We start from the raw sequence: 20,509 nt of genomic DNA on the forward strand, positions 1-20,509 counted from the left end.
ATGAAGAATATATTAAATCTAAAAAATGCTATGATCAGACCTGTTAGCAGCAGCAAATACCTGGTTGCGATGATCATGTTGTTAAGTTGTGCCGGTATATCGTGTGGTAAGCTGGAACTTGGTGGTGGTGGAACAACAACTTCGCCTAATGCTCCTGGCGGTGCTACCGGTAAGCAATTCAATTATATTTTTAAAGAAAAAACAAATGGCTTTGCTGTATTCAGGATTCCTGCTATTGCAAAAAGCAAAAACGGAACGTTATTGGCCTTCGCTGAAGCACGTAAACTGGCTTCGGCTGGGGATAGCGGCGATATAGACCTGGTTTTGAGACGTTCGTTGGATAACGGGAAAACATGGGAAGAGCTGATCACCGTGTGGAATGATGGTGCAAATACCTGCGGTAATCCGGTACCAATTGTTGACGAGGAAACGGGGGTAATTCACCTGCTGATGAATTGGAACAATGGGGAGGATACTTATGGCGAAATTAATAACATGACATCAATTGATACCAGAAGGGTGTATTATACGCAGTCGGCTGATGATGGTAAGACCTGGAAAACCCCGGTTGAAATTACATCATCAGTGAAGAATAGCAATTGGAGATGGCACGGTACCGGCCCTTGTCATGGTATTCAGATTTCTGAGGGCACATTTAAAGGAAGATTAGTAGTGCCTTGTTACTATTACGATGGTACAAATGGTAAAACCTATTCTAATACTGTTGTTTCTGATGATCATGGTCTGACCTGGAAATTGGCGGGAATTACGCCTCAGGATCAGGGTGGGGAATGTGCCGTAACGGAATTGTCGGGCGCTAAGCTGATGCTGAACATCAGAACAAATGCGACAAACAGATTGGTAACGACCAGTATTGATGGTGGAAATACCTGGGGAAATCTAAGTACAGATTTTTCATTACTCGATCCGCAATGTCAGGGTAGCTTATTGTCGTACAAGAACAATAGTGTAGTGAACCTGTTTTTTGCCAATGCAGCAAGTGCCGAGCGGGTAAACATGACGGTAAAACAGAGCCTTAACGAGGGTAGTACCTGGGCGAAAGTATTTACAGTACATACCGGGCCATCAGCTTATTCGGACCTGGTAAAAATTTCGGATCAGGAGATCGCTATTTTATATGAAGGTGGTATTGGCAGACCATATGAGGGGATTTCTTTCGAGATTATTAAAATTTCAGATTTTAAATAAGGGATGATGAAAGGATTTTTAACTGCGCTGCTCCTATTGTTGTCGGCCGGGATTTATGCCCAAAAGCGAGTGTTGCAGGATAGGCTTCAGGTGCCGGTATTAAAAGGCAAGCAGATTAACCCGGTGCTCAGACTTAAAGTTATTCCCTCGGGTACTGATGTTCCCGTTTTTGTAAAAAGCATTGCTTTAAGTGCTGCGGGGACAACGCAGCTGTCGGACATCAAGCGTGTTTATGTTTATCATGCGGTAAAGGACTCTACATTTGGTCATTTCGGCAATTTGAACAACGCAGTTTTGGTTGGAGCGCTATCTGCTCCTTTCGGCAGCAATCAGCTGATTGAAATTAACCAGTCGCTGGGCACAGGTACCAAATACCTCTGGATTGCTGTAGAGCTTAATGAAAAAGCCGATTTATTGAACAGGATAGCTTTAAAAGCTACTGCTGTTGCGTTTGACAATGGTAAGGTTAATTTACCGGCATCAAAAATGGATGCCAACAGAATTGGAATTGCCCTTAGGACGCATAAACAGGATGGGGTACACACCCACAGGATTCCGGGACTGGCAACAGCAAAAGATGGTAGTTTACTGGCAGTTTATGATGCGCGCAGGGATACGGGAAGAGATTTACAGGGGAATATAGATATCGGTGTATCGCGTAGTCTGGATAAGGGAAAAACCTGGCTTCCGATGGAGATTGCCATGGATATGGGTACCTGGGGTGGTTTGCCGGAGAAGTTTAATGGCGTATCGGATGCTAGTATATTGGTGGATAAAAACAGTGGAACCATATTTATTGCCGGACTCTGGATGTATGGGGTGATTAATGAGGATGGTAAATGGCTGGAAGGTCTCAATGAAGGAAGTAAAGACTGGAATCACCAGTGGAAAACCAGGGGCTCGCAACCGGGCTTCGGCGTAAAACAAACTTCGCAGTTCCTTATTGTGAAAAGTGAAGACCATGGAAAGAGCTGGAGCGAACCGGTAAACCTGACCAGGATGTGTAAGAAAGAAGAATGGTGGCTTTGGGCACCGGCACCCGGACAAGGTATCACCTTAAAAGATGGAACGCTGGTGTTTCCTACTCAGGGAAGAGATGGTACGGGAAAAGCTTTTTCGAACATCACCTATAGTAAAGATGGCGGCAAGACCTGGATCGTCACAAACCCGGCTACGGAAGAATCGACCACAGAAAATATGGCGGTAGAGGTGTCTGATGGTACGGTGATGCTGAACATGCGCTCGAATGCCAATACAAAAGATACGGGCAGTACTAACGGACGCGCCGTATCGGTTACAAAAGACCTGGGTAAAAACTGGAAAATCCATTCGAGTAACCATGGCGGACTAATCGAGCCAACCTGCATGGCGAGCATCATCAGACATGATTTTTCGCAGCAAGGGAAAAAAAGATCGGTATTGCTGTTCTCGAATCCGGACTCGAAGGTACTTCGCCACAGGATGACGATTAAAGTAAGTGATGATGATGGGTTGACCTGGTCGAAGGATAGGAAAATCATGCTCGATGAAATGAAAAGCAGGGGATACTCTTGCTTAACGAGTATCGATGAAAATACGATTGGGATTGTGTACGAAAGTAGTCAGGCCGACCTGGTGTTTCAAACGATAAAACTAACTGAATTACTGAAATAATTAAGGTGGTGGAACCATCACATGATAGCTTCATCGCTTTAAAAAACGAATTATATAACTAAAGAAATTTAAACAAAATGGATAAAATTAAGGGATTGGTTGCGGCAGTTTTTGCTGCTTATCACGAAGATGGGACAATAAATACAGCTATCATACCTGAATTGGTAGAGAAAATGATTGCCGACGGTTTGTCGGGGGTGTTTATTTGTGGTACAAACGGAGAAGGACCTAATTTGACCATGGAAGAGAGAATGGCCATTGCTGAAGCTTATGTACGTGAGGCAAAACAAAGAATAAAAGTTTTGATCCATGTGGGACATACCTCTATAGCGGAATCGCGTAAACTCGCGGCGCATGCACAGGAAATTGGTGCTGATGCGATCTCTTCTGTTGCTGCATTTTATTTTAAGCCTTCTGGCGTTAAAAATCTGGTAGACAGTATAGCGGAAATTGCTGCCGCAGCTCCGGAATTGCCTTTTTATTATTACCACATCCCTACCTTAACGGGAATTGCGATGGATATGGTTGAGTTTCTGGAAATCGCAGAAACCAAAATACCCAATCTTGCAGGGATCAAATACACTGCATCTACGTTACATGAATATCAGAGTTGTCTGAATTATAAGAATGGAAAGTTCGATATGCTGTTTGGATATGACGAAATGTTGCTCAGTGCATTGTCTGTTGGCGCTCAGGGCGCGATAGGCAGTACCTATACTTTTGCGGCTCCTTTGTATTTGAAAGTGATGTCGCTTTATGAGAACAATGAGCATGAAAGGGCAAGAGTAATGCAGTTGCATGCTGTAAATATGGTACGCTGCCTGGTTAAATTCCCTCCTATTCCGGCACAGAGAGCAATTATGAAGTCGGAAGGAATAGAATTGGGAACATGCAGACTTCCGCTGGTGGCTTTGGATGTGGAACAGGAAAAAGCTTTGCACAGTTCGTTAACAGCGGTAGGATTTTTTAGCATACTGAAAGATGTAACCCTGCTACAGGAGACAAAATAAACCTAACCGGGGAAACCATAACATGACCAAATATAAACTCATATGATAACGAATAGACTTTTAATTTTTTGCCTGATGGTGACGTCTGTTTACTGGATGTCCTGCAAAAAGAATGAGCTTCAGGAGCTGAAAGCCGATTTTAGTGCCTCTACTCAGGAAGTAAAGGCTGGTGCTGAGGTTGTTTTTACAGATGTTTCTGAAGGACAGCCAGCCAGCTGGAACTGGGTTTTTGAAGGCGGAATTCCAGAAACCTCTAACTTATCTACGCCAACGGTAAGGTATGATAAACCGGGTACTTATGCGGTTACCCTGGTGCTGAAAAATGGTAGCCAGGAATCGGTTGGTACAAAAGAAGGTTTTATAACTGTTGGGTACAATGATGTTAATCCGGACTTCGAAGCCAGTATAATTTCTGCGCTGGAAGGTGAAACGATTAAGTTTACAGATAAGACAACAGGATTACCGCAAACATGGAACTGGGAATTTAGGTCGAAGGACGGAGCCACAGTGCTTACGGCTACTCAACAGAACCCTGAGGTTAAGTTTATGGTGCCGGGTATTTATACCGCTAAATTGGTGGCCTCGAACCCTAAGTCTTCCAAAGAAATCGTTAAAACCGACTACTTAACCATTATCGATAAATTCTCGGTAATCGCAGAATTTGAATCGGAAGCTACGGCGACTTATGGAGGTGGACAAATTCAGTTTACTGATAAATCGATCGGAAATGCAACCAGCTGGGCCTGGACATTTGAAGGGGCTACTCAAACAAGTTCGAACGCACAGAATCCTAAGGTTACGTACCCCACTGCAGGAAGATTTAAAGTTAAATTAGTAGCTTCTAATCCGGTGAAGTCTTCGACGATAGAAAAGGAAAGTTATGTTTTGGTGGTGCCATCAAGTGGCTTGTCTGCATTTTTCCCGTTCAATGGTAACGTGAAAGATGTTGGGCCAAGTGGAACAATAGGCACAGTTACCGGAACCATCGCTTTTACTGCTGCGGATAGAAAATCGGTAACCAGTAACGTAGCTGAATTTAATGGGGCGAGTTACATTGTGGTGAATGACCATGCGGCATATAATTTTGGAAAGGGAGATTATTCTGTTGCTACCTGGATAAAAACAAACCGTACCAACCGGATGCTGATCTGGATGGAAAGTGGGGGCCTTGGCAGTAAAGATAATCAGACCTGGCTTCGCCTTGGCGCGAATACGACCACACAGTTGATAGGTTTTGCAACTGAAGATGCTGTCAGTGGTTCGTTCCTGGGAATGAGCGAGGCAGAAAAAGGTAAAATGTACGATAACGTATGGCATCATGTGGTATGCGTAAGACAGGGGTTGGTTACAAGGGTATATGTTGATGGTGTTAAAGCCAAAGAGGTGACCTCGACCAATGGAATTAAAGAAGTATCCAACACTGGCAACTTTAAAATAGGTGCCCAGGAAGGAGCGACTAGCTTCTCAAATTATTTTAACGGTCAGTTAGACGACATGATTATATATAAGAAGGCATTATCACAGGCAGAAATTACAGCATTATTTAACCTATAATGGACAAAAGCGCATTAACTAAAATATCTATAATCATTATGCTAAGTACAATTACTGCAGCTTGCAGTCAAAAAATGCCTGCAACATATAGCTGGAGTCAGCTTCCTGTAGTTCCTGATCCTGTTGGCTTTGCCGGTTCGTATTCGGGTATAAGTAATGGGGCGCTGATTGTAGCTGGAGGAGCAAATTTTCCGGATGGCGGTGCACCCTGGACGGGTTCAACCAAGGTATGGCATGATGATGTTTTTGTACTGGAAAAGGCGCATGGAAAATGGTTGCGGGCAGGGAAACTGCCTGCCCCTTTGGGCTACGGCGTTTCGTTGAGCTGGAAGGATGCTTTGGTGTGCATTGGAGGGAGTAATGTTTCCGGACACTACGCAGATGCCTTTATGTTGCGATATAAAGACCAGAACATGCAGGTAGAAAAACTGCCTGATTTGCCGGCTCCATTGGCAAACTCCTGTGGTGTTCTTATTGGTGATGTGGTTTACATTGCTGGTGGACAAAAAAATGCGGGTGACCTCGTGGCTTCAGATAATTTCTGGTCATTGGATTTGTCGGCACCTGAAAAAGGCTGGCAGATTTTGCCCGCATGGCCTGGCTTACCCAGGATGCTTGCGGTAGCTGGTACTGCTAAAGGTGCTTTTTATCTGTTTAGTGGCGTAGCACTTAAAGCGGGAAAAAGGGAATATCTGAAGGATGCTTTTAAATATGAGCTGGGTAAGGGATGGCAAAAGATTAGTGATTTGCCGGCTCCGGTGGTTGCGGCACCTTCACCGGCTTATAGTCCTGACAATACAAATCTGCAGATATTTGGTGGTGATGATGGAGCCCTTGCTGCCAGGGCTGCGGAGTTGAAAGGGAATCATCCCGGATTTTCAAAAGCTATTCTGAATTATAGTGTGATTGCAGACCGCTGGACAGTAGCCGGGCAGATTGAACCCACAGCACCCGTTACTACGCCATTGGTGGTGTGGAACGGGCAAGTCGTGTTGCCTGGGGGGGAAGTAAGACCTGCTACCAGGACGCCAAATGTATTGATTGTTAGTGTAGAAGAGACCAAAACCAAATAAGAGTTTTATGAATAAGAAATCCGCTGTATTGTCCTATCCATGGATAATCGTAGCCGTATTATGGGTTGTCGCTTTCCTTAATTATTTGGACAGAATCCTGATTACCTCAATGAGGGATCCCATTGTAAACGAATTTGGGCTTACTGATGCTCAGTTTGGCTTATTGACTTCTGTGTTTTTATGGTCATATGGTTTTCTCAGTCCTTTGGGTGGGTATCTGGCCGACCGGTATAGTCGTAAAAAAGTAATTGTTTTTAGCGTATTTGTTTGGTCGGCCGTGACGTTGTGGACTGGCTTTACGCGGTCTTTTGAAGAAATGATTGTGGCCCGGATTTTTATGGGGGTTAGTGAGGCCTGTTATATCCCGGCTGCATTGGCCTTGATTACAGATTATCACAAAGGCCGCACCCGATCGCTGGCCACAGGTTTACATATGAGTGGTCTTTATGCTGGCCTTGCGCTGGGCGGTATTGGCGGATATATTGCTGAGATTTGGGGTTGGAGATATGGTTTTCAGATTTTTGGCGCATTTGGTGTTTTGTATTCCCTGGTGCTATTGTCGGTATTGAGAGATTATAAAAACAGTCCTGAAGAAGATGCGGAGGAAGAGAAACTGGGGGCTGAACCGGGTATGAGTCTTGCGCAAACTTTTCAGTTCCTTTTTAGTAAAACCGCCTATGTCATTTTGCTGATTTATTTTTGTGTACTTGGGATGGTCAACTGGCTGGTGAACGGCTGGCTGCCTACTTTTCTTAGGGAGCATTTTAACTTGAACCTGGGAGAGGCAGGAATGTCGGCAACAGGATATATACAGATAGGCTCTTTTATTGGAGTAGTGCTTGGGGGCTTATGGGCAGACCGCTGGGCAAGGACGAATGTAAAGGGTAGGGTTTATGTAGTGATCATTGGCTTCTCTGTTGGTGCTCCGGTTTTGTTTCTGATGTCTGCTACCAGTGTATTTTGGATTGCCATTTTGGCCATGATGTTTTTTGGAGTGGCAAGAGGTTTTAACGACGCCAACCTGATGCCGATTATGCGTCAGATTGTTGATGGCAGGTACAGCGCGACAGCATATGGCTTCCTTAATTTTTTAAGTACTATTGTTGGCGGTATTATGGTGTATGTAGGAGGGGCTTTGAAAGATGCAGATATAGGATTGGCTATTGTTTACCAGGTATGTGCGGTAATTATGATACTGGCAACCTTTACTTTGTTTGCATTGAAACTGAAACGGCAGTAAAGTAAAGCTACTGGATCTATTTCAGTGGCTTTTATTATTTAAATAGCCTCCGGTATATCACGTTATTGCTATATTGTTTACCTTCAAATTTAATAATCAGAATTTTGATAATGGTGGATACAATAACGGGCAAAGATTTACATGCAATTATCAGTGAAGGGCAAATTCAGGAATTTACGAAGTTTTACAGTTTTTTTTTCGAGAAACTATTACTTACAAGCGATAAGTATGTAAAGGATCTTTTTATTGGTGAGGAGATCGTACAAAATGTATTTTTAAAGATTTGGGAGACCCCCGAAAACCTGGAAGAGATCAAATCCATTAAATCTTATCTTTATAAATCGGTGATCAATGCATCTATCAATCATGTTAACCGACAAAAGAATATCGAGCAACACCATCAAAAAATAGCAGCGGATTATTCAGAAGAACATTTAATAGAACTGGATGAAGAAAATGAGCTGATCATTTTATTGCATCGTGAAATTGATAAACTCCCTCCTCAATGTCGAAAAGTTTTTAAATTGAATCGATTTGAACACTTAAAATATAAAGAAATAGCCATGTTGCTTGATATTTCGGAGAAAACAGTCGAAAACCACATAGGTATAGCGCTAAAAACACTCAGAAAAGCGATGTTGGCTAAAGAAACGATCTATAACGCTCCTAGCAGCAAGTTGATATTCAGGATGTTTCTTTATTAGTTCGTTTTTTTAAAGAAATCCTTAGGGGTTTTCTCGTCCCCATTTGTCATAGTATAGAACCAATGCTATGTACATGCCTCAAAACGATAAATTCCTGCACACAATAACGGAATATTTAAATGATACCTCCGACGACGCGCTTCAATCAGAAATCGAAAGATTTCGTGCCGAATCAGCAGAAAATGAACGCTACTATTTAGAAATAGAGAGAATCTGGAATTATTCGGCCAGAGCCTCAAGACTGGATGGCGTAAATATTTCGGCATCAACCCAACGATTTAAAGAAAACTTAAAACCACATACTTCGAGCCGATCAATTAGGTTAACATGGTTTAGCCGGGTGGCTGCCGCTGTATTGGTTTTGTCAATAGGTTATTGGACCTATCTTCAAATTACTGAACCGACCTACCTTATAAAAGCAACGGTAAAAAACCAGCTTGATTCCCTACGCTTAACCGATGGTTCGACCATTATTTTGGCCGAAAACAGCGAGTTAAAGTATCCCGATAAATTCGAAGGCCCAACCCGAGAAGTAGTTTTAGCTAAGGGACAAGCCTTTTTTAAAATCGCAAAAGATAAAAAACATCCATTTAAAGTGCTGATGAACGAATCTGAAGTGGTTGTTTTAGGGACTTCCTTCAATATTAAATTAACAGCAACCAATATTGATCTTGGCGTTAAAACGGGTAGGGTAATGTTTTCTCCTTACAAGCATGGCCCGACTTCGCTGTTAACAGCTGGACAGGCCCTGTCCTATGATGCTAAAAAGAAAGAATTTTTAACCAAAAGGGCAGAAAATCAGGATGCCTGGCTTACTAAAGAACTGGTGTTTTCGGACGCGCCATTGGAAGAGGTTTGTACCCAGCTAACCGATTATTATGGCATACCCGTTAAACTGCAGGATCATAAGCAAAGTTCGAAGAAATTGAACGCCAGGTTTAGTAACCAAAGCCTGGATGAAGTACTGCTTGTATTACATGAGACCTATGATTTTAATATCAAAAAAGAAAATAACCAAATCATTTTAACAACACCTAAACCAATCAATTAAAACCACTATGAAGAAAAAAGTGCTGCTTATTTGCGCCATTTTTTGGACTCTCTTTGCCAGAGCTGATTTTCAGCAGGGTAAGACTAAACCAGAAAGATTAGAAAATTATTTAAAGAAGATAGAACAAGCGCATAAGGTAAGCTTTGTATACGACGCTGAAGAAATTAGTAAAAATATGATGTTGGAGGTGCCCGAAAAATTAGGTACCATCCAGGAATCACTGGCGCCATTAAAACAAAAAAACATCAGCTACCGACAAGTTGGCAAGCAAGTGATATTAAAGGTTGATGTCAGCGCTGCAAAACCTGCACAAAATATCATTATTAAAGGAACGGTAAAAGATAAAAAAGGAGGTAAGGGTATTCCAGGGGTAAGTGTGGTGATAAAAGGAACCACTACCGTCGTATCTACCAATGATAATGGGGAATATCAGATTGCGGTAAAGGACATGTCGAGTGTTTTAGTATTCAAGTATTTAGGCTATAAAACAGCAGAAGAAACTGTTGGTGCAAGAAAAGTTATTCATGTAAGCCTGGAAGAAGATGCGGGTCAGCTTAAAGAAGTAAATATTGTATCTACAGGTTATCAGAATTTAGATAGAAAGCTGTTTACGGGTTCAACAACAAAAGTTAGCGCAAAGGATTCTGAAAGAAGTGGGGTGCCTGATGTGAGTCGTATGCTGGAAGGGCAGGCTGCCGGGGTTTCTGTACAAAATGTTTCCGGTACTTTTGGCGCAGCGCCAAAAATCCGTGTTCGTGGAGCCACCTCTTTGTCGGGGGATAATAAACCGCTATGGGTGGTAGATGGAATCATCATGGAAGATGTGATCAACATTTCTAATGAAGCACTCTCCACAGGAGATGCGGGTACCTTGATTGGCTCATCGGTAGCGGGTTTAAATCCGGATGATATCGAATCGTTTACCATCCTTAAAGATGCTGCTGCAACAGCGATGTACGGAGCAAGAGCAATGAATGGGGTGATTATTGTAAACACGAAAAAAGGTAGAGATACCGAGGGTAAGGCAAACATTAGCTATTCGGGTACGCTGACTACTTATCTAAAACCAAATTACAACAATTTCGACATCATGAACTCTGCAGAACAGATGTCGGTATTGCTGGAAATGGAGAACAAGGGATATTATACACATAGTTCATTGGCAAACTCTTCAAATGGAGGCGTTTTCAATAAGATGTATAACCAGATGTATGAGTACAACAGTGGCAGTGATTCCTTTACCTTGAAAAATAATTTGGACAGCAGACTTAACTTCTTGAGCAGGTATGCTAAAGCCAATACCAATTGGTTTGATCTGTTGTTTAAGAATTCGCTGCTTATGGAACATTCATTGAGTGTCACCAGTGGTACTGCAAGGGCTCAAACGTATATTTCGACGAGTTATACCCACGATAGTGGACAAACACTGGGTGATAATGTGAAACGTTACACGGCAAACTTGAGAAGTTCATTTAAGGTGAATGATCGGTTAAGCGCCGAATTATTGGTAAATGGATCGATACGTGATCAAAGATCACCGGGGACGTTAACCCGTCAGTCTGACCCAGTATTTGGTCAGTACTCCAGAGATTTCGACATTAATCCGTATTCCTACGCTTTAAATACAAGTCGTGTATTAACACCATTTGCTGAAGACGGAAGTTTAGAGTTTTTTACACGTAACTACGCGCCTTTTAACATCATGAATGAGCTGAAAAACAATTACCTCAGTTTGAAAATGCTCGATTTAAAAGTACAAGGCGGGATTAAGTATAAAATTATACCTAAGCTAACCTACTCTGTAGATGGATCCTACCGTTATGCCCGTTCAGAAAGACAACACCATATTTTAGGGAATTCGAATATGGCAAGTGCTTACAGAGCAAATCAAAATCCTACAGTTAATAAGGACAATCCTTTCCTATACGATAATCCTGATTTCCCAAATGATCCCTCGGTAGTTGTATTGCCGGAGGGCGGGTTTTTTAATGTGGTTAATAATAATATCCTCAACTATTATCTGAGAAATAACTTAGAATTTGACTCGAAATTTGGTGAGGATCATCGATTGAATGTTTTTGGTTCTTACGAAATGCGTTATACCGATCGCCAGAATTCTGATTTTGACGGTGTGGGTTACCAGTATGACAACGGGGGACTGGTAAATCCAAATTACAGATACTTTAAAAAAGCAATTGAAGGTGGAGATCCTTATTTCGGTATGGGTTATGGTTATGATCGTTTCCTGGCCGTTATGGGAAGAGCTGCCTATGCTTACAAAGACAAGTATAGCCTGAATGCAACCGTTAGAAATGATGGTTCCAATTTGATGGGGAAATCAAAGGTTGCACGCTGGTTGCCTACATGGAACATATCGGGAGCCTGGGACATTGATCAGGAAGAATTCTTTAAAGGCATACAGCCGGTTGTCTCTGGAGCCAGAGTTAGGGCTACTTATGGTTTGGTGGGTAGTTTAGGTGCCGCAACAAACTCGTCGGCGGTGTTTTATAACCGCATTACCTATAGACCTCATGAAGCGGAGAAGGAAGCGCAGACGTATACCTCGAGCTTAGAAAACTCTGAATTGACCTGGGAAAAACTATATGAGTTGAACTTAGGTACTGATTTAACCTTATTTGACAACAAGATCAACTTAACTTTTGATTATTACAAAAGGAATATCTTCGACCTGATCGGTTCGATCAGAACTTCAGGTATTGGTGGTCAGTTTACTAAATTGGCCAACTACGGTGAAATGAAAGCGCATGGTTATGAGTTAACCATAGCCGGTAATCCGGTAAAAACTGCTGGTGGTCTTAAATGGAGAACGCAGTTTAACTTCGGTATCAACAAGAATGAGGTAACAAGATTAGATGTAGATCAAAACATCTGGACCATGGTTAGGGCCGAAGGAGCGGCGAGAAAAGGGTACGCGCAAAGAGGCTTATTCTCTATTAAGTTTGATGGTTTAGATCCGACTTATGGATACCCAACATTTGTTGGTGTGAACGGAACCAGGCACGAAACCAGTATTTATCTTCAGGATACCAATATCGAAAGTCTGGTTTATCACGGCCCTGTTGATCCTACGTTTACAGGTGGTTTCTGGAACCAGGTTTCTTATAAAAACTTCACTTTGTCGGCCTTGCTTACCTTCTCGACAGGGAACTATGTGCGATTGCAGCCTACGGTTACTTCGAACTACGATGATATGACCGCCATGTCGAAAGATGTGTTAAACAGATGGATCATGCCAGGTGATGAAAAGTTGACAAATGTCCCGGCAATTTTGGACAAGTTCACTACAGCGGCCAGGGTATACAGACCAAATGGAAGTGCTGTTAGTGCAGCTTATCCCTATAATGCTTACAACTATTCTGATGAGCGCGTGGCGAAAGGCGATTTTGTTCGTCTTAAGAATGTTAGCGTCTCTTACCAAATACCTGCAGGTGTAGCCAGTAGACTGGGGCTATCCGGTGCTCAGTTATCACTGGTAGGGAACAATGTGGCTTTATTGTATGCAGATAAGAAATTGAACGGTGCAGATCCGGAATTCTTTAACAATGGTGGGGTAGCGATGCCGATTCCAAGACAGTATACAGTTGCTTTAAAGGTTGGTTTTTAAAATTTGAAAAATGAAAAGATTTAATAAATATATAGTATCATTAATTGGCGCTTCGGTATTGTTCTCCTCTTGTGAGAAGTATCTCGACCAAAGTCCGGATATGAGAGCTGAGATCAACAGCATAGATAAAGTTGGTCAGTTGCTGGTCTCGGCCTATCCAAAATACAATTACCTGGCCATTGCCGAAACCTATTCAGATAATGTGGTGGATAAAGGTTTTGGCGTGGGACACATCAACGAACCTTTTGTAAGTCTTTACGCCTGGGAGGATATTGAGGACAATGGTAACAATACGCCAATTCAATATTGGAATGCCTGTTACACGGCTATTAACAATGCCAACCAGGCCCTGGAGGCCATTGTAAAAAACAAGTTTGGCGATGAAGCAAAACAATATAGGGGAGAGGCTTTGGTAGCAAGAGCTTATGCGCACTTTATGCTGGTTACTTTTTTTGCAAAGGAATATACCATCGGCGAGGCTAACACTGCTCCGGGTATTCCTTATATACTTGCTCCCGAGACCACCACATTGCCGCAATACAATAGAGGTACCGTGGCTTCGGTATATGCACAAATAGAGAAAGATCTTGAGGAAGGTTTGCCTTTGCTTGAAGGCGGTAAATGGAAAGTCCCTAAATATCATTTCACGCCTGCAGCAGCACATGCTTTTGCATCACGGTTTTATCTGTTTAAGGGCGACTGGGATAAAGTGATCCAACACTCTACTTTAATGGTTCCCGGTGGTAGTTATGTGAACAATTTGAGGCCCTGGAATACAGCTTTAACGAACTATACGGCGGCAGAGTTTCCGGTTGAGATTACGAAAGCGGATAAGAGTTATAATATCCTGTTAAGTGAAACCTTTTCAACTTTTCAAAGAAGCAGCATTAGCGGGACAACGAGATATGGTTTTGGAACGACCATTTTCCAGAATATCTATAATGGCTTAACGGTAACGGGTGCAAGATTTTATAATAAGGGCCTATTGTGGTCGGATAATAACTATACAACTTTTGTGTTCAAGGAGTATTTTCATTACACCAATGTTACAGCCGGAACTGGTTTGGCATGTTTGATGCAGCCGCTATTTATTAGTGATGAAGGCTTAATGAACCGTGCAGAAGCTTATATTCAAAAGGGGGAGTTTACCGCTGCTTTAGCCGATCTGAATACTTTTGCAGCTGTACGTATTACCGGCTATAATCCCACTACCCATGCGGTAACGCTTGCTAAAGCTAAGACCTTCTTTAAGGTAACTGATGATAAAGATGCATTAATCAAAACCGTTTTACAGTTTAAACAAATCGGCTGGATGAATGAAGGGATGCGTTGGCTTGATATTTTAAGACATCACCTGCCAGTAGTACATAATCATTTGGCAATAGACGGTACAGAAACCTTCAGAACACTGGAACCAAACGATAACCGGAGAATGTTCCAGATACCAAAAGAAGCACAAATAGCAGGTGTAGCATTAAATCCAAGATAATTATGAGAACGTCATTATATAAACTAACAGCAATTGTTCTACTTTTTGCACTTTACTCTTGCAGTAAGGAAGAAAATTTAGAGGTTGATCTGAACAAATTCAATGTGGATACCTATGTTAAGGGGCCTATAGATAATTGGTTGATTACGAATTTGGAGCAGCCTTTTAATATCCAAACCGCTTATAGATTTGAAAGGAATCTGACTGATGTAGACCGGGATTTATCGCCTGTGGACTTAGGTAAGGTTGAGCCTATGATGAATGCGGTATTGCAAACTTTTTTAAAGCCGTACGAAAAAATTGCGGGCAAAACTTTTATCAAGACTTATACCCCAAAGCAATTTGTATTGTATGGTTCTCCATCTTACAATTCTAATGGTTCAATTACTTTGGGTTCAGCTGATGCGGGCAGAACCGTGATTTTATATGAGTTAAATGGATTGGATTTCAGTAATCCAACTGATGTGAAAAGGAAAATAAGGACCATACATCATGAGTTCACACACATCTTAAACCAGAATATCGTCATTCCGTCAGCTTTTGAGCAGCTTTCGAAAGCTGATTATACCGCAAACTGGACTGGTACTGGAAATACTGCTGCACTTGCAAAAGAATTGGGCTTTATCTCGAGATATTCGAGAAGCAGCTATGGAGAGGATTTTGCCGAAATGGCTGCACATTTATTGGTGGAAGGTCAGGTTTACTTTGAGAATTATTTAGCCAGTTCGAATGAAGAGGCTGCAGCTAAATTAAGGGAAAAAGAGAAATTGATTTATGGCTATTTTAAAGACTTCTATAATATTGATTTTAAAGCCTTGCAAAATGAAGTGCAAAATGTTTTAAAGACGGTTTATGGGGCTACAGATCCTTTAGATTTGGGACAAACATTTCCTTTCTTGTTAAAGGGTGCTAAGATTAACAACCTGGTGTATAACCCTGCTGCTGCCCATTATACAACTTATGGTTCATCAGCGGCTTTTACCGCGGTGTACGATAAATATAAAGCAGCCTTAGCCGCAAATGGAAGAAAATTAAGCAATTTCCAATTCGTGTTTTCAAAGGCCTCGGTGATGGTATTTAGGGTGGTACATGCTAATGCTGTAACCAATCAGATCGCTACCGCAGATTATAATTTTAATTATACGATAAATACCAATACGGGAGAGGTGCTATTTACAAAAGCTATTCCTGAGGGTACTGGGGTACCGTATACTAATGGTCAGGATCCAACTGTTTTACCGGCATTTGAATCCATTATGCTGCCTTATTTAACGACCAAAATATTTATTGCGTCCTGGCTTCCAGATGCAATATTGCCTACAAATCCATTGTATGGAACTTTTGCAGGGTTTTCGGTAAAAGGAGCACCGACAAACTATTTCTACGGACCTATATTTAAAAAATAACATGAAGAAAATATTTATATTATTTACAGCAATACTCGCATTGACCGGCTGTAAAGAGTCTGAAATACTGGTTTTTGATGACAAACCGGAGGTTAGGCTAAATCAATCGATAACAGAAGTGCGGACTGGCTTATTAAGTGCTCAGAACGGTTGGATTGCTACATTGCCTACAAATGCTGGTGGCGGTTATGGCTTTTATATGAGCTTTGATGCCAGCGAAAATGTAAAGATGTATGCGGATTTGACGTCAACTTCAATTATAACCCCGAAGACCTCTACTTATAGACTTAAAACGGTATTGGGTACGGAATTGATTTTTGATACTTTTAATTACATTTCAATGCTTGCTGACCCTGTTCCTACGGTTTACGGGGGAGTATCGGGCTCTGGTTACAAGAGTGACCTGGAATTTCTACATGTCAGATCAACGGCCGACAGCATGATTTTTAAAGGTAAAAAATATGGTCAGCCATTCGTGTTGGTAAAAGCGACTGCTGCGCAGAAAGCGGGTTATGAGGCTGGAGAATATAAAACGGCTATCGATAAAATTCAAAACTTCTTCGCTACCACTAAGCATCCTTATGTAGAAATTGTTTCGGGAGCTGCTACATTAAAAGCTGGAATTTCTTTAGACATGAGTGCAACGCTGTCCAGCGGCAAAAGGATCAATTTTATTGGTCCGCTAGCTGATGGGAAAGTAGCTGACGCTAAGGGTAAATTTGCTTATACCTTTAATGGGATTGACATATTAGGTGGTACATGTGTATATCAGGGTATCACTTTCGTAAGAATGGCCTGGAAAGACAATACTACTTTAGCACTTTATGATGCTAAGCAAAAAGAGTATGTTGTTAAGAGTAGTCCTGAGGTATTGGTTCCATTAAAATTATTAATGAGCTATAATGGTACCTATAACGAGATTACCATTGGTACCCGATTACCATTGGGTGTGACTTCCGGATTTAACGTGGCTTACAATTCAAGTGTTACCAAATTTGCTGCATTGTTTATTGCAGGGCTGCCTGAACCAAGAACATTAAATTTTGTTAAATTTTCATTGGTAAATGCAACAATAGCAACAGTAAGCATAGAAAGTGATAATGGAACTAAATCTTATCCTGCCACAGCTAGTTATAATTATACTTTAATCGATGGTGTGCTTACCTTAAGTAATCCTGTTTATGATGCGAATTGGACATCGCGGAATGCTCTATTAATTGATATTCGAAATTACTTCCTGAGCGGGCCATTTAGGCTTGATTGGGTTACGAGTACTGATCCAACAACTTCAAATTTAGCTGGATTGTACCGTGTGGCTGATCCAACCTCGTTCTTTTATGGTACGTTATAATTATTAATCACGCCTCGAGAGCCCTTACCCTAAAAAGTAAGGGTTTTTTTATATCATTTTGTAGGTTGCAACCAGCAATTTTTAAGTGGCTATAGTATTTACTTAAGGAATAGTGGTATTTTATTCGTTTTACTAATATGGTATCAGTTTTATTTATTGAACCTCTGTTTTTATATGTTTTACTGATTTTTGGTTAAATTTTATTAATTTTACTGAAGCGATATACGTTTTACTGAAAATTATGGCAAAGCAAGTAGTAGGAAGTGAATGGTTAAAACAGCACTTAGGTCTGGCAGGATATCAACTTACCAAGAGGTCTTTTATTGGTACGCAAAATAAAACTGAAATGGCTCCTGATGGAACCATAGATCAGCAGTTTGGCTCAAAATATATTCCTACCGAGGATTCAATGCCAGCTCACTTAGAGTTCCTTTTGAAATATGATGATTTGAATCTGGACTTTCTAAGTGCAGTATTTGCTCACATAGATGAACAGGAACTGATTCCGTATATTTTGAGGAGCCCTTCTGGTAAATATAGCAGAAAGCTTGGGTTCCTATACGAATGGTTAACCGGGAAGCAACTTGATCTTTATTTGCAACCAAATGGTAACTACGTTGATTTATTGGATGAGGTAGATTATGTGACTGGAAAGACAGTCAAGAATAGTAGATGGAGAATTAACGATAATTTGCTGGGCGGGCCTAAGTTCTGTCCAATTGTTCGTCGTACCGAAGAGTTAGAGGCAACTTTGCTCATCGATTATAAAGCGGAAATTGAAGACCTAAAGCAGGAGTTTTCTCCCGAAGTTTTTAAGAGAGCTACTCAATATTTATATAGGAAAGAGACAAAATCATCTTATGAAATTGAGAGTGAAAAGCCTTCTCCTGAAAGAGTTGATCGTTTTATAGCCATTTTATATCAAGCAGGAACTGCAAGCGGTGCAGAAGTGTTGGGAGAAAGAGGCTTGACCGCATTGCAAAATGCCATTGTTGATCCGCGCTATGCCCAACCAGGTTTCAGAGATTTTCAAAATTTTATCGGACAAACCTCTTATCGTATGGAGGAAATTTATCACTATATATGTCCCCCGCCAGATATGGTTCAATCTATGATGGTAGGTTTGATAGATGTGGAAGAGAAGACTGTGGGTGAACCAGCAGTAGTCCGTGCCGCGATTATAGCTTTTGGCTTTGTTTTCATACACCCCTTTGAGGATGGTAATGGAAGAATCCATCGGTTTTTAATCCATGATATGCTAACGCGTGATGGATTGGCTGAGCATGGACTCATCATTCCTGTCTCGGCGCACATGGTGGACAACATGGGAGATTATGACGCTGCCTTAGAAAGTTATTCTAAGCCTTTAATGCAGCGAATTAAATTCTCTCGTGATGAAAAGGGAGAGGTAACAATAACCAATCCTGAGGAGGTAAATTCTTACTTCCGTTATCCTGATCTGACAGCTCAAAGTACGTACCTGGCTAAAACTATACAAAATACCATTCGGCAGGATCTTTCGGAGGAACTACAATTTCTGGAACGTTATGATGAATTGAAACGAGAATTACAGAATCTAATTGATATGCCAGATAGAAGGCTAAATGACATTATTGTATTCCTGCATCAAAACAGAGGCGTGTTCCCGAAGCGTAGAAGGAAAAATTTCGAAGAAATTACCGAGGAAGAATTTGAGAAAATGGAGCGAATCTATAGTGATGTATTCAACAATAATTAGATGATGGTCGCATTAAGATTCTCTAATGTGCTTATGTTTAATACCTGAAAAAGTTATAAGTATACTTATAACTTTTGCTATTTTACATGAAAGTTGTAAGTATACTTATAGTTTTTTGTACATCCTAACCAGCAAAATTCATGTTGTTTTGCTGGTTCCAACCAGCAAAACTGATTAGTTTTTGTATATTTGAACCAGCAATTTGTATAATTATGGAGCCTTTAATACAATATCAGGATAATTTATTGAGATCAGTTGACAACTCCTTTAGGCGTTATCTTCATCAAAATATAAACTGGAACCAGCGAATGATTGGGATTAAAGGACCTAGAGGTGCCGGCAAAACCACGCTGATGCTTCAGTACTTGAAATTTGATCTTAAGGAAATGACTTCTAAAGCTTTGTATGTTACAGCAGATCATACTTGGTTTTACAACCATACCTTATTGGACACAGCTATGGACTGGTTTAAGCAAGGAGGTAGGGTGTTGTTTATTGACGAAGTGCATAAATATCCGCAATGGTCGAGAGAGTTAAAAAATATCTATGATGGCTTGCCGGAAATGCGTGTGATCTTTTCAGCGTCCTCAGCGTTAGATATATATCGCGGAGAAGCGGATCTGAGTCGAAGAGTGATCAGCTATACACTTGCCGGATTGTCATTCAGGGAGTACCTCGCTTTTACAGCGCATATTATTTTTGAACCTGTTAGTCTAAATGATATTCAAACTAATCACAGAGCCTTGAGCATGAAAGTTCTGGAAAAGTTACAGCCACTTCCAGCATTTAATAAATATTTGATGAATGGTTACCTGCCCATTATTGCAGAAGGTGAAGATGAATACCTTTCGCGTTTGGAACAAGTTATAAATGCCATTGTAGATACCGATCTGGCATATATCGCAGCATATAACGCAGGAACTGCAGTTAAAGTGAAAAGGCTTTTGGGCGTAATTGCCGAATCTGCACCATTTAAACCCAATATGTCGGCATTGGCCAGGAAAATGGAGATAAACCGAGAGAGTATTTATGAATATGTTTATCAGCTTAAAGATGCCAGGCTCTTAAATATTCTTGCTGCAGAAGGGAAGGGCGTATCGAGATTACAGAAACCGGATAAGATTTTTCTGGAAAATACAAATCTAGCCTATGCTATGAATGTAAATCCGGATAAGGGGAATATTAGAGAAACATTTTTGTTAAACCAGTTCATCAATAAAGGGCTAGAGGTGTATGCTCCTGCTGAAGGTGATTTTTCAATTGCAGGTTTAAATATTGAAGTGGGGGGTAAATCAAAAACTGCTAAACAAGTAAAAAACACAGATGCATATATTGTAGCTGCAGATGATATTGAAATAGGATTTGGAACTAAAGTTCCGCTGTGGTTATTTGGGTTTTTGTATTAG

Annotated in this window: 14 protein-coding genes; all 14 read left to right on the plus strand. The window is 41.1% G+C overall.

Annotation, left to right across the window (positions count from 1 at the left end):
• Positions 1–1,209 (plus strand): sialidase family protein, encoded by a 1,209-nt coding sequence (locus tag B9A18_RS08565; RefSeq protein WP_084288868.1) that lies wholly within the window; start codon positions 1–3, stop codon positions 1,207–1,209.
• 3 nt (positions 1,210–1,212) lie between these two features.
• Positions 1,213–2,862: a sialidase family protein gene (locus tag B9A18_RS08570; protein ID WP_200816334.1), complete on the plus strand. Its 1,650-nt coding sequence runs from the start codon at positions 1,213–1,215 to the stop codon at positions 2,860–2,862.
• Between the two features lie 77 nt (positions 2,863–2,939).
• Complete coding sequence (locus B9A18_RS08575) at positions 2,940–3,872, plus strand: dihydrodipicolinate synthase family protein (RefSeq protein WP_084288870.1); 933 nt, start codon at positions 2,940–2,942, stop codon at positions 3,870–3,872.
• Between the two features lie 42 nt (positions 3,873–3,914).
• On the plus strand, positions 3,915–5,426 hold the full coding sequence (locus tag B9A18_RS08580; protein WP_084288871.1) for a PKD domain-containing protein: 1,512 nt from the start codon (positions 3,915–3,917) through the stop codon (positions 5,424–5,426).
• Positions 5,426–6,499: a galactose oxidase gene (locus B9A18_RS08585; RefSeq protein ID WP_084288872.1), complete on the plus strand. Its 1,074-nt coding sequence runs from the start codon at positions 5,426–5,428 to the stop codon at positions 6,497–6,499. The genes B9A18_RS08580 and B9A18_RS08585 overlap by 1 nt, the downstream gene beginning before the upstream one ends.
• Positions 6,500–6,506: 7 nt before the next feature.
• On the plus strand, positions 6,507–7,739 hold the full coding sequence (locus tag B9A18_RS08590) for an MFS transporter (protein ID WP_084288873.1): 1,233 nt from the start codon (positions 6,507–6,509) through the stop codon (positions 7,737–7,739).
• Between the two features lie 110 nt (positions 7,740–7,849).
• Positions 7,850–8,443: an RNA polymerase sigma-70 factor gene (locus tag B9A18_RS08595; protein ID WP_144009438.1), complete on the plus strand. Its 594-nt coding sequence runs from the start codon at positions 7,850–7,852 to the stop codon at positions 8,441–8,443.
• A gap of 73 nt (positions 8,444–8,516) precedes the next feature.
• The gene (locus tag B9A18_RS08600) at positions 8,517–9,494 is read left to right on the plus strand and encodes a FecR family protein (RefSeq protein ID WP_159452618.1); all 978 of its coding nucleotides are present in this window, start codon (positions 8,517–8,519) and stop codon (positions 9,492–9,494) included.
• 7 nt (positions 9,495–9,501) lie between these two features.
• Entirely contained in the window at positions 9,502–13,119 is a 3,618-nt protein-coding gene (locus B9A18_RS08605) for a SusC/RagA family TonB-linked outer membrane protein (RefSeq protein WP_084288876.1), read from the plus strand.
• Positions 13,120–13,129: 10 nt separating this feature from the next.
• Positions 13,130–14,608: a RagB/SusD family nutrient uptake outer membrane protein gene (locus B9A18_RS08610; RefSeq protein WP_084288877.1), complete on the plus strand. Its 1,479-nt coding sequence runs from the start codon at positions 13,130–13,132 to the stop codon at positions 14,606–14,608.
• A gap of 2 nt (positions 14,609–14,610) precedes the next feature.
• On the plus strand, positions 14,611–16,014 hold the full coding sequence (locus B9A18_RS08615) for a substrate import-associated zinc metallohydrolase lipoprotein (protein WP_084288878.1): 1,404 nt from the start codon (positions 14,611–14,613) through the stop codon (positions 16,012–16,014).
• Between the two features lies 1 nt (position 16,015).
• Positions 16,016–17,365, plus strand: coding sequence for a DUF4302 domain-containing protein (locus tag B9A18_RS08620; protein WP_084288879.1), 1,350 nt, complete (start codon positions 16,016–16,018; stop codon positions 17,363–17,365).
• A gap of 241 nt (positions 17,366–17,606) precedes the next feature.
• Positions 17,607–19,103, plus strand: coding sequence for a Fic family protein (locus B9A18_RS08625; RefSeq protein ID WP_084288880.1), 1,497 nt, complete (start codon positions 17,607–17,609; stop codon positions 19,101–19,103).
• A 308-nt stretch (positions 19,104–19,411) separates the two neighbouring features.
• Complete coding sequence (locus tag B9A18_RS08630; RefSeq protein ID WP_235005269.1) at positions 19,412–20,509, plus strand: ATP-binding protein; 1,098 nt, start codon at positions 19,412–19,414, stop codon at positions 20,507–20,509.

This window comes from Pedobacter nyackensis (genome assembly GCF_900176505.1).
Classification (GTDB): Bacteria; Bacteroidota; Bacteroidia; order Sphingobacteriales; family Sphingobacteriaceae; genus Pedobacter; species Pedobacter nyackensis.

Bases quoted from the DNA above. Each gene is read 5' to 3' on its own strand.
- B9A18_RS08565 (WP_084288868.1), top strand. From the start codon at position 1: ATGAAGAATATATTAAATCTAAAAAATGCTATGATCAGACCTGTTAGC.
- B9A18_RS08570 (WP_200816334.1), top strand. From the start codon at position 1,213: ATGATGAAAGGATTTTTAACTGCGCTGCTCCTATTGTTGTCGGCCGGG.
- B9A18_RS08575 (WP_084288870.1), top strand. From the start codon at position 2,940: ATGGATAAAATTAAGGGATTGGTTGCGGCAGTTTTTGCTGCTTATCAC.
- B9A18_RS08580 (WP_084288871.1), top strand. From the start codon at position 3,915: ATGATAACGAATAGACTTTTAATTTTTTGCCTGATGGTGACGTCTGTT.
- B9A18_RS08585 (WP_084288872.1), top strand. From the start codon at position 5,426: ATGGACAAAAGCGCATTAACTAAAATATCTATAATCATTATGCTAAGT.
- B9A18_RS08590 (WP_084288873.1), top strand. From the start codon at position 6,507: ATGAATAAGAAATCCGCTGTATTGTCCTATCCATGGATAATCGTAGCC.
- B9A18_RS08595 (WP_144009438.1), top strand. From the start codon at position 7,850: ATGGTGGATACAATAACGGGCAAAGATTTACATGCAATTATCAGTGAA.
- B9A18_RS08600 (WP_159452618.1), top strand. From the start codon at position 8,517: ATGCCTCAAAACGATAAATTCCTGCACACAATAACGGAATATTTAAAT.
- B9A18_RS08605 (WP_084288876.1), top strand. From the start codon at position 9,502: ATGAAGAAAAAAGTGCTGCTTATTTGCGCCATTTTTTGGACTCTCTTT.
- B9A18_RS08610 (WP_084288877.1), top strand. From the start codon at position 13,130: ATGAAAAGATTTAATAAATATATAGTATCATTAATTGGCGCTTCGGTA.
- B9A18_RS08615 (WP_084288878.1), top strand. From the start codon at position 14,611: ATGAGAACGTCATTATATAAACTAACAGCAATTGTTCTACTTTTTGCA.
- B9A18_RS08620 (WP_084288879.1), top strand. From the start codon at position 16,016: ATGAAGAAAATATTTATATTATTTACAGCAATACTCGCATTGACCGGC.
- B9A18_RS08625 (WP_084288880.1), top strand. From the start codon at position 17,607: ATGGCAAAGCAAGTAGTAGGAAGTGAATGGTTAAAACAGCACTTAGGT.
- B9A18_RS08630 (WP_235005269.1), top strand. From the start codon at position 19,412: ATGATTGGGATTAAAGGACCTAGAGGTGCCGGCAAAACCACGCTGATG.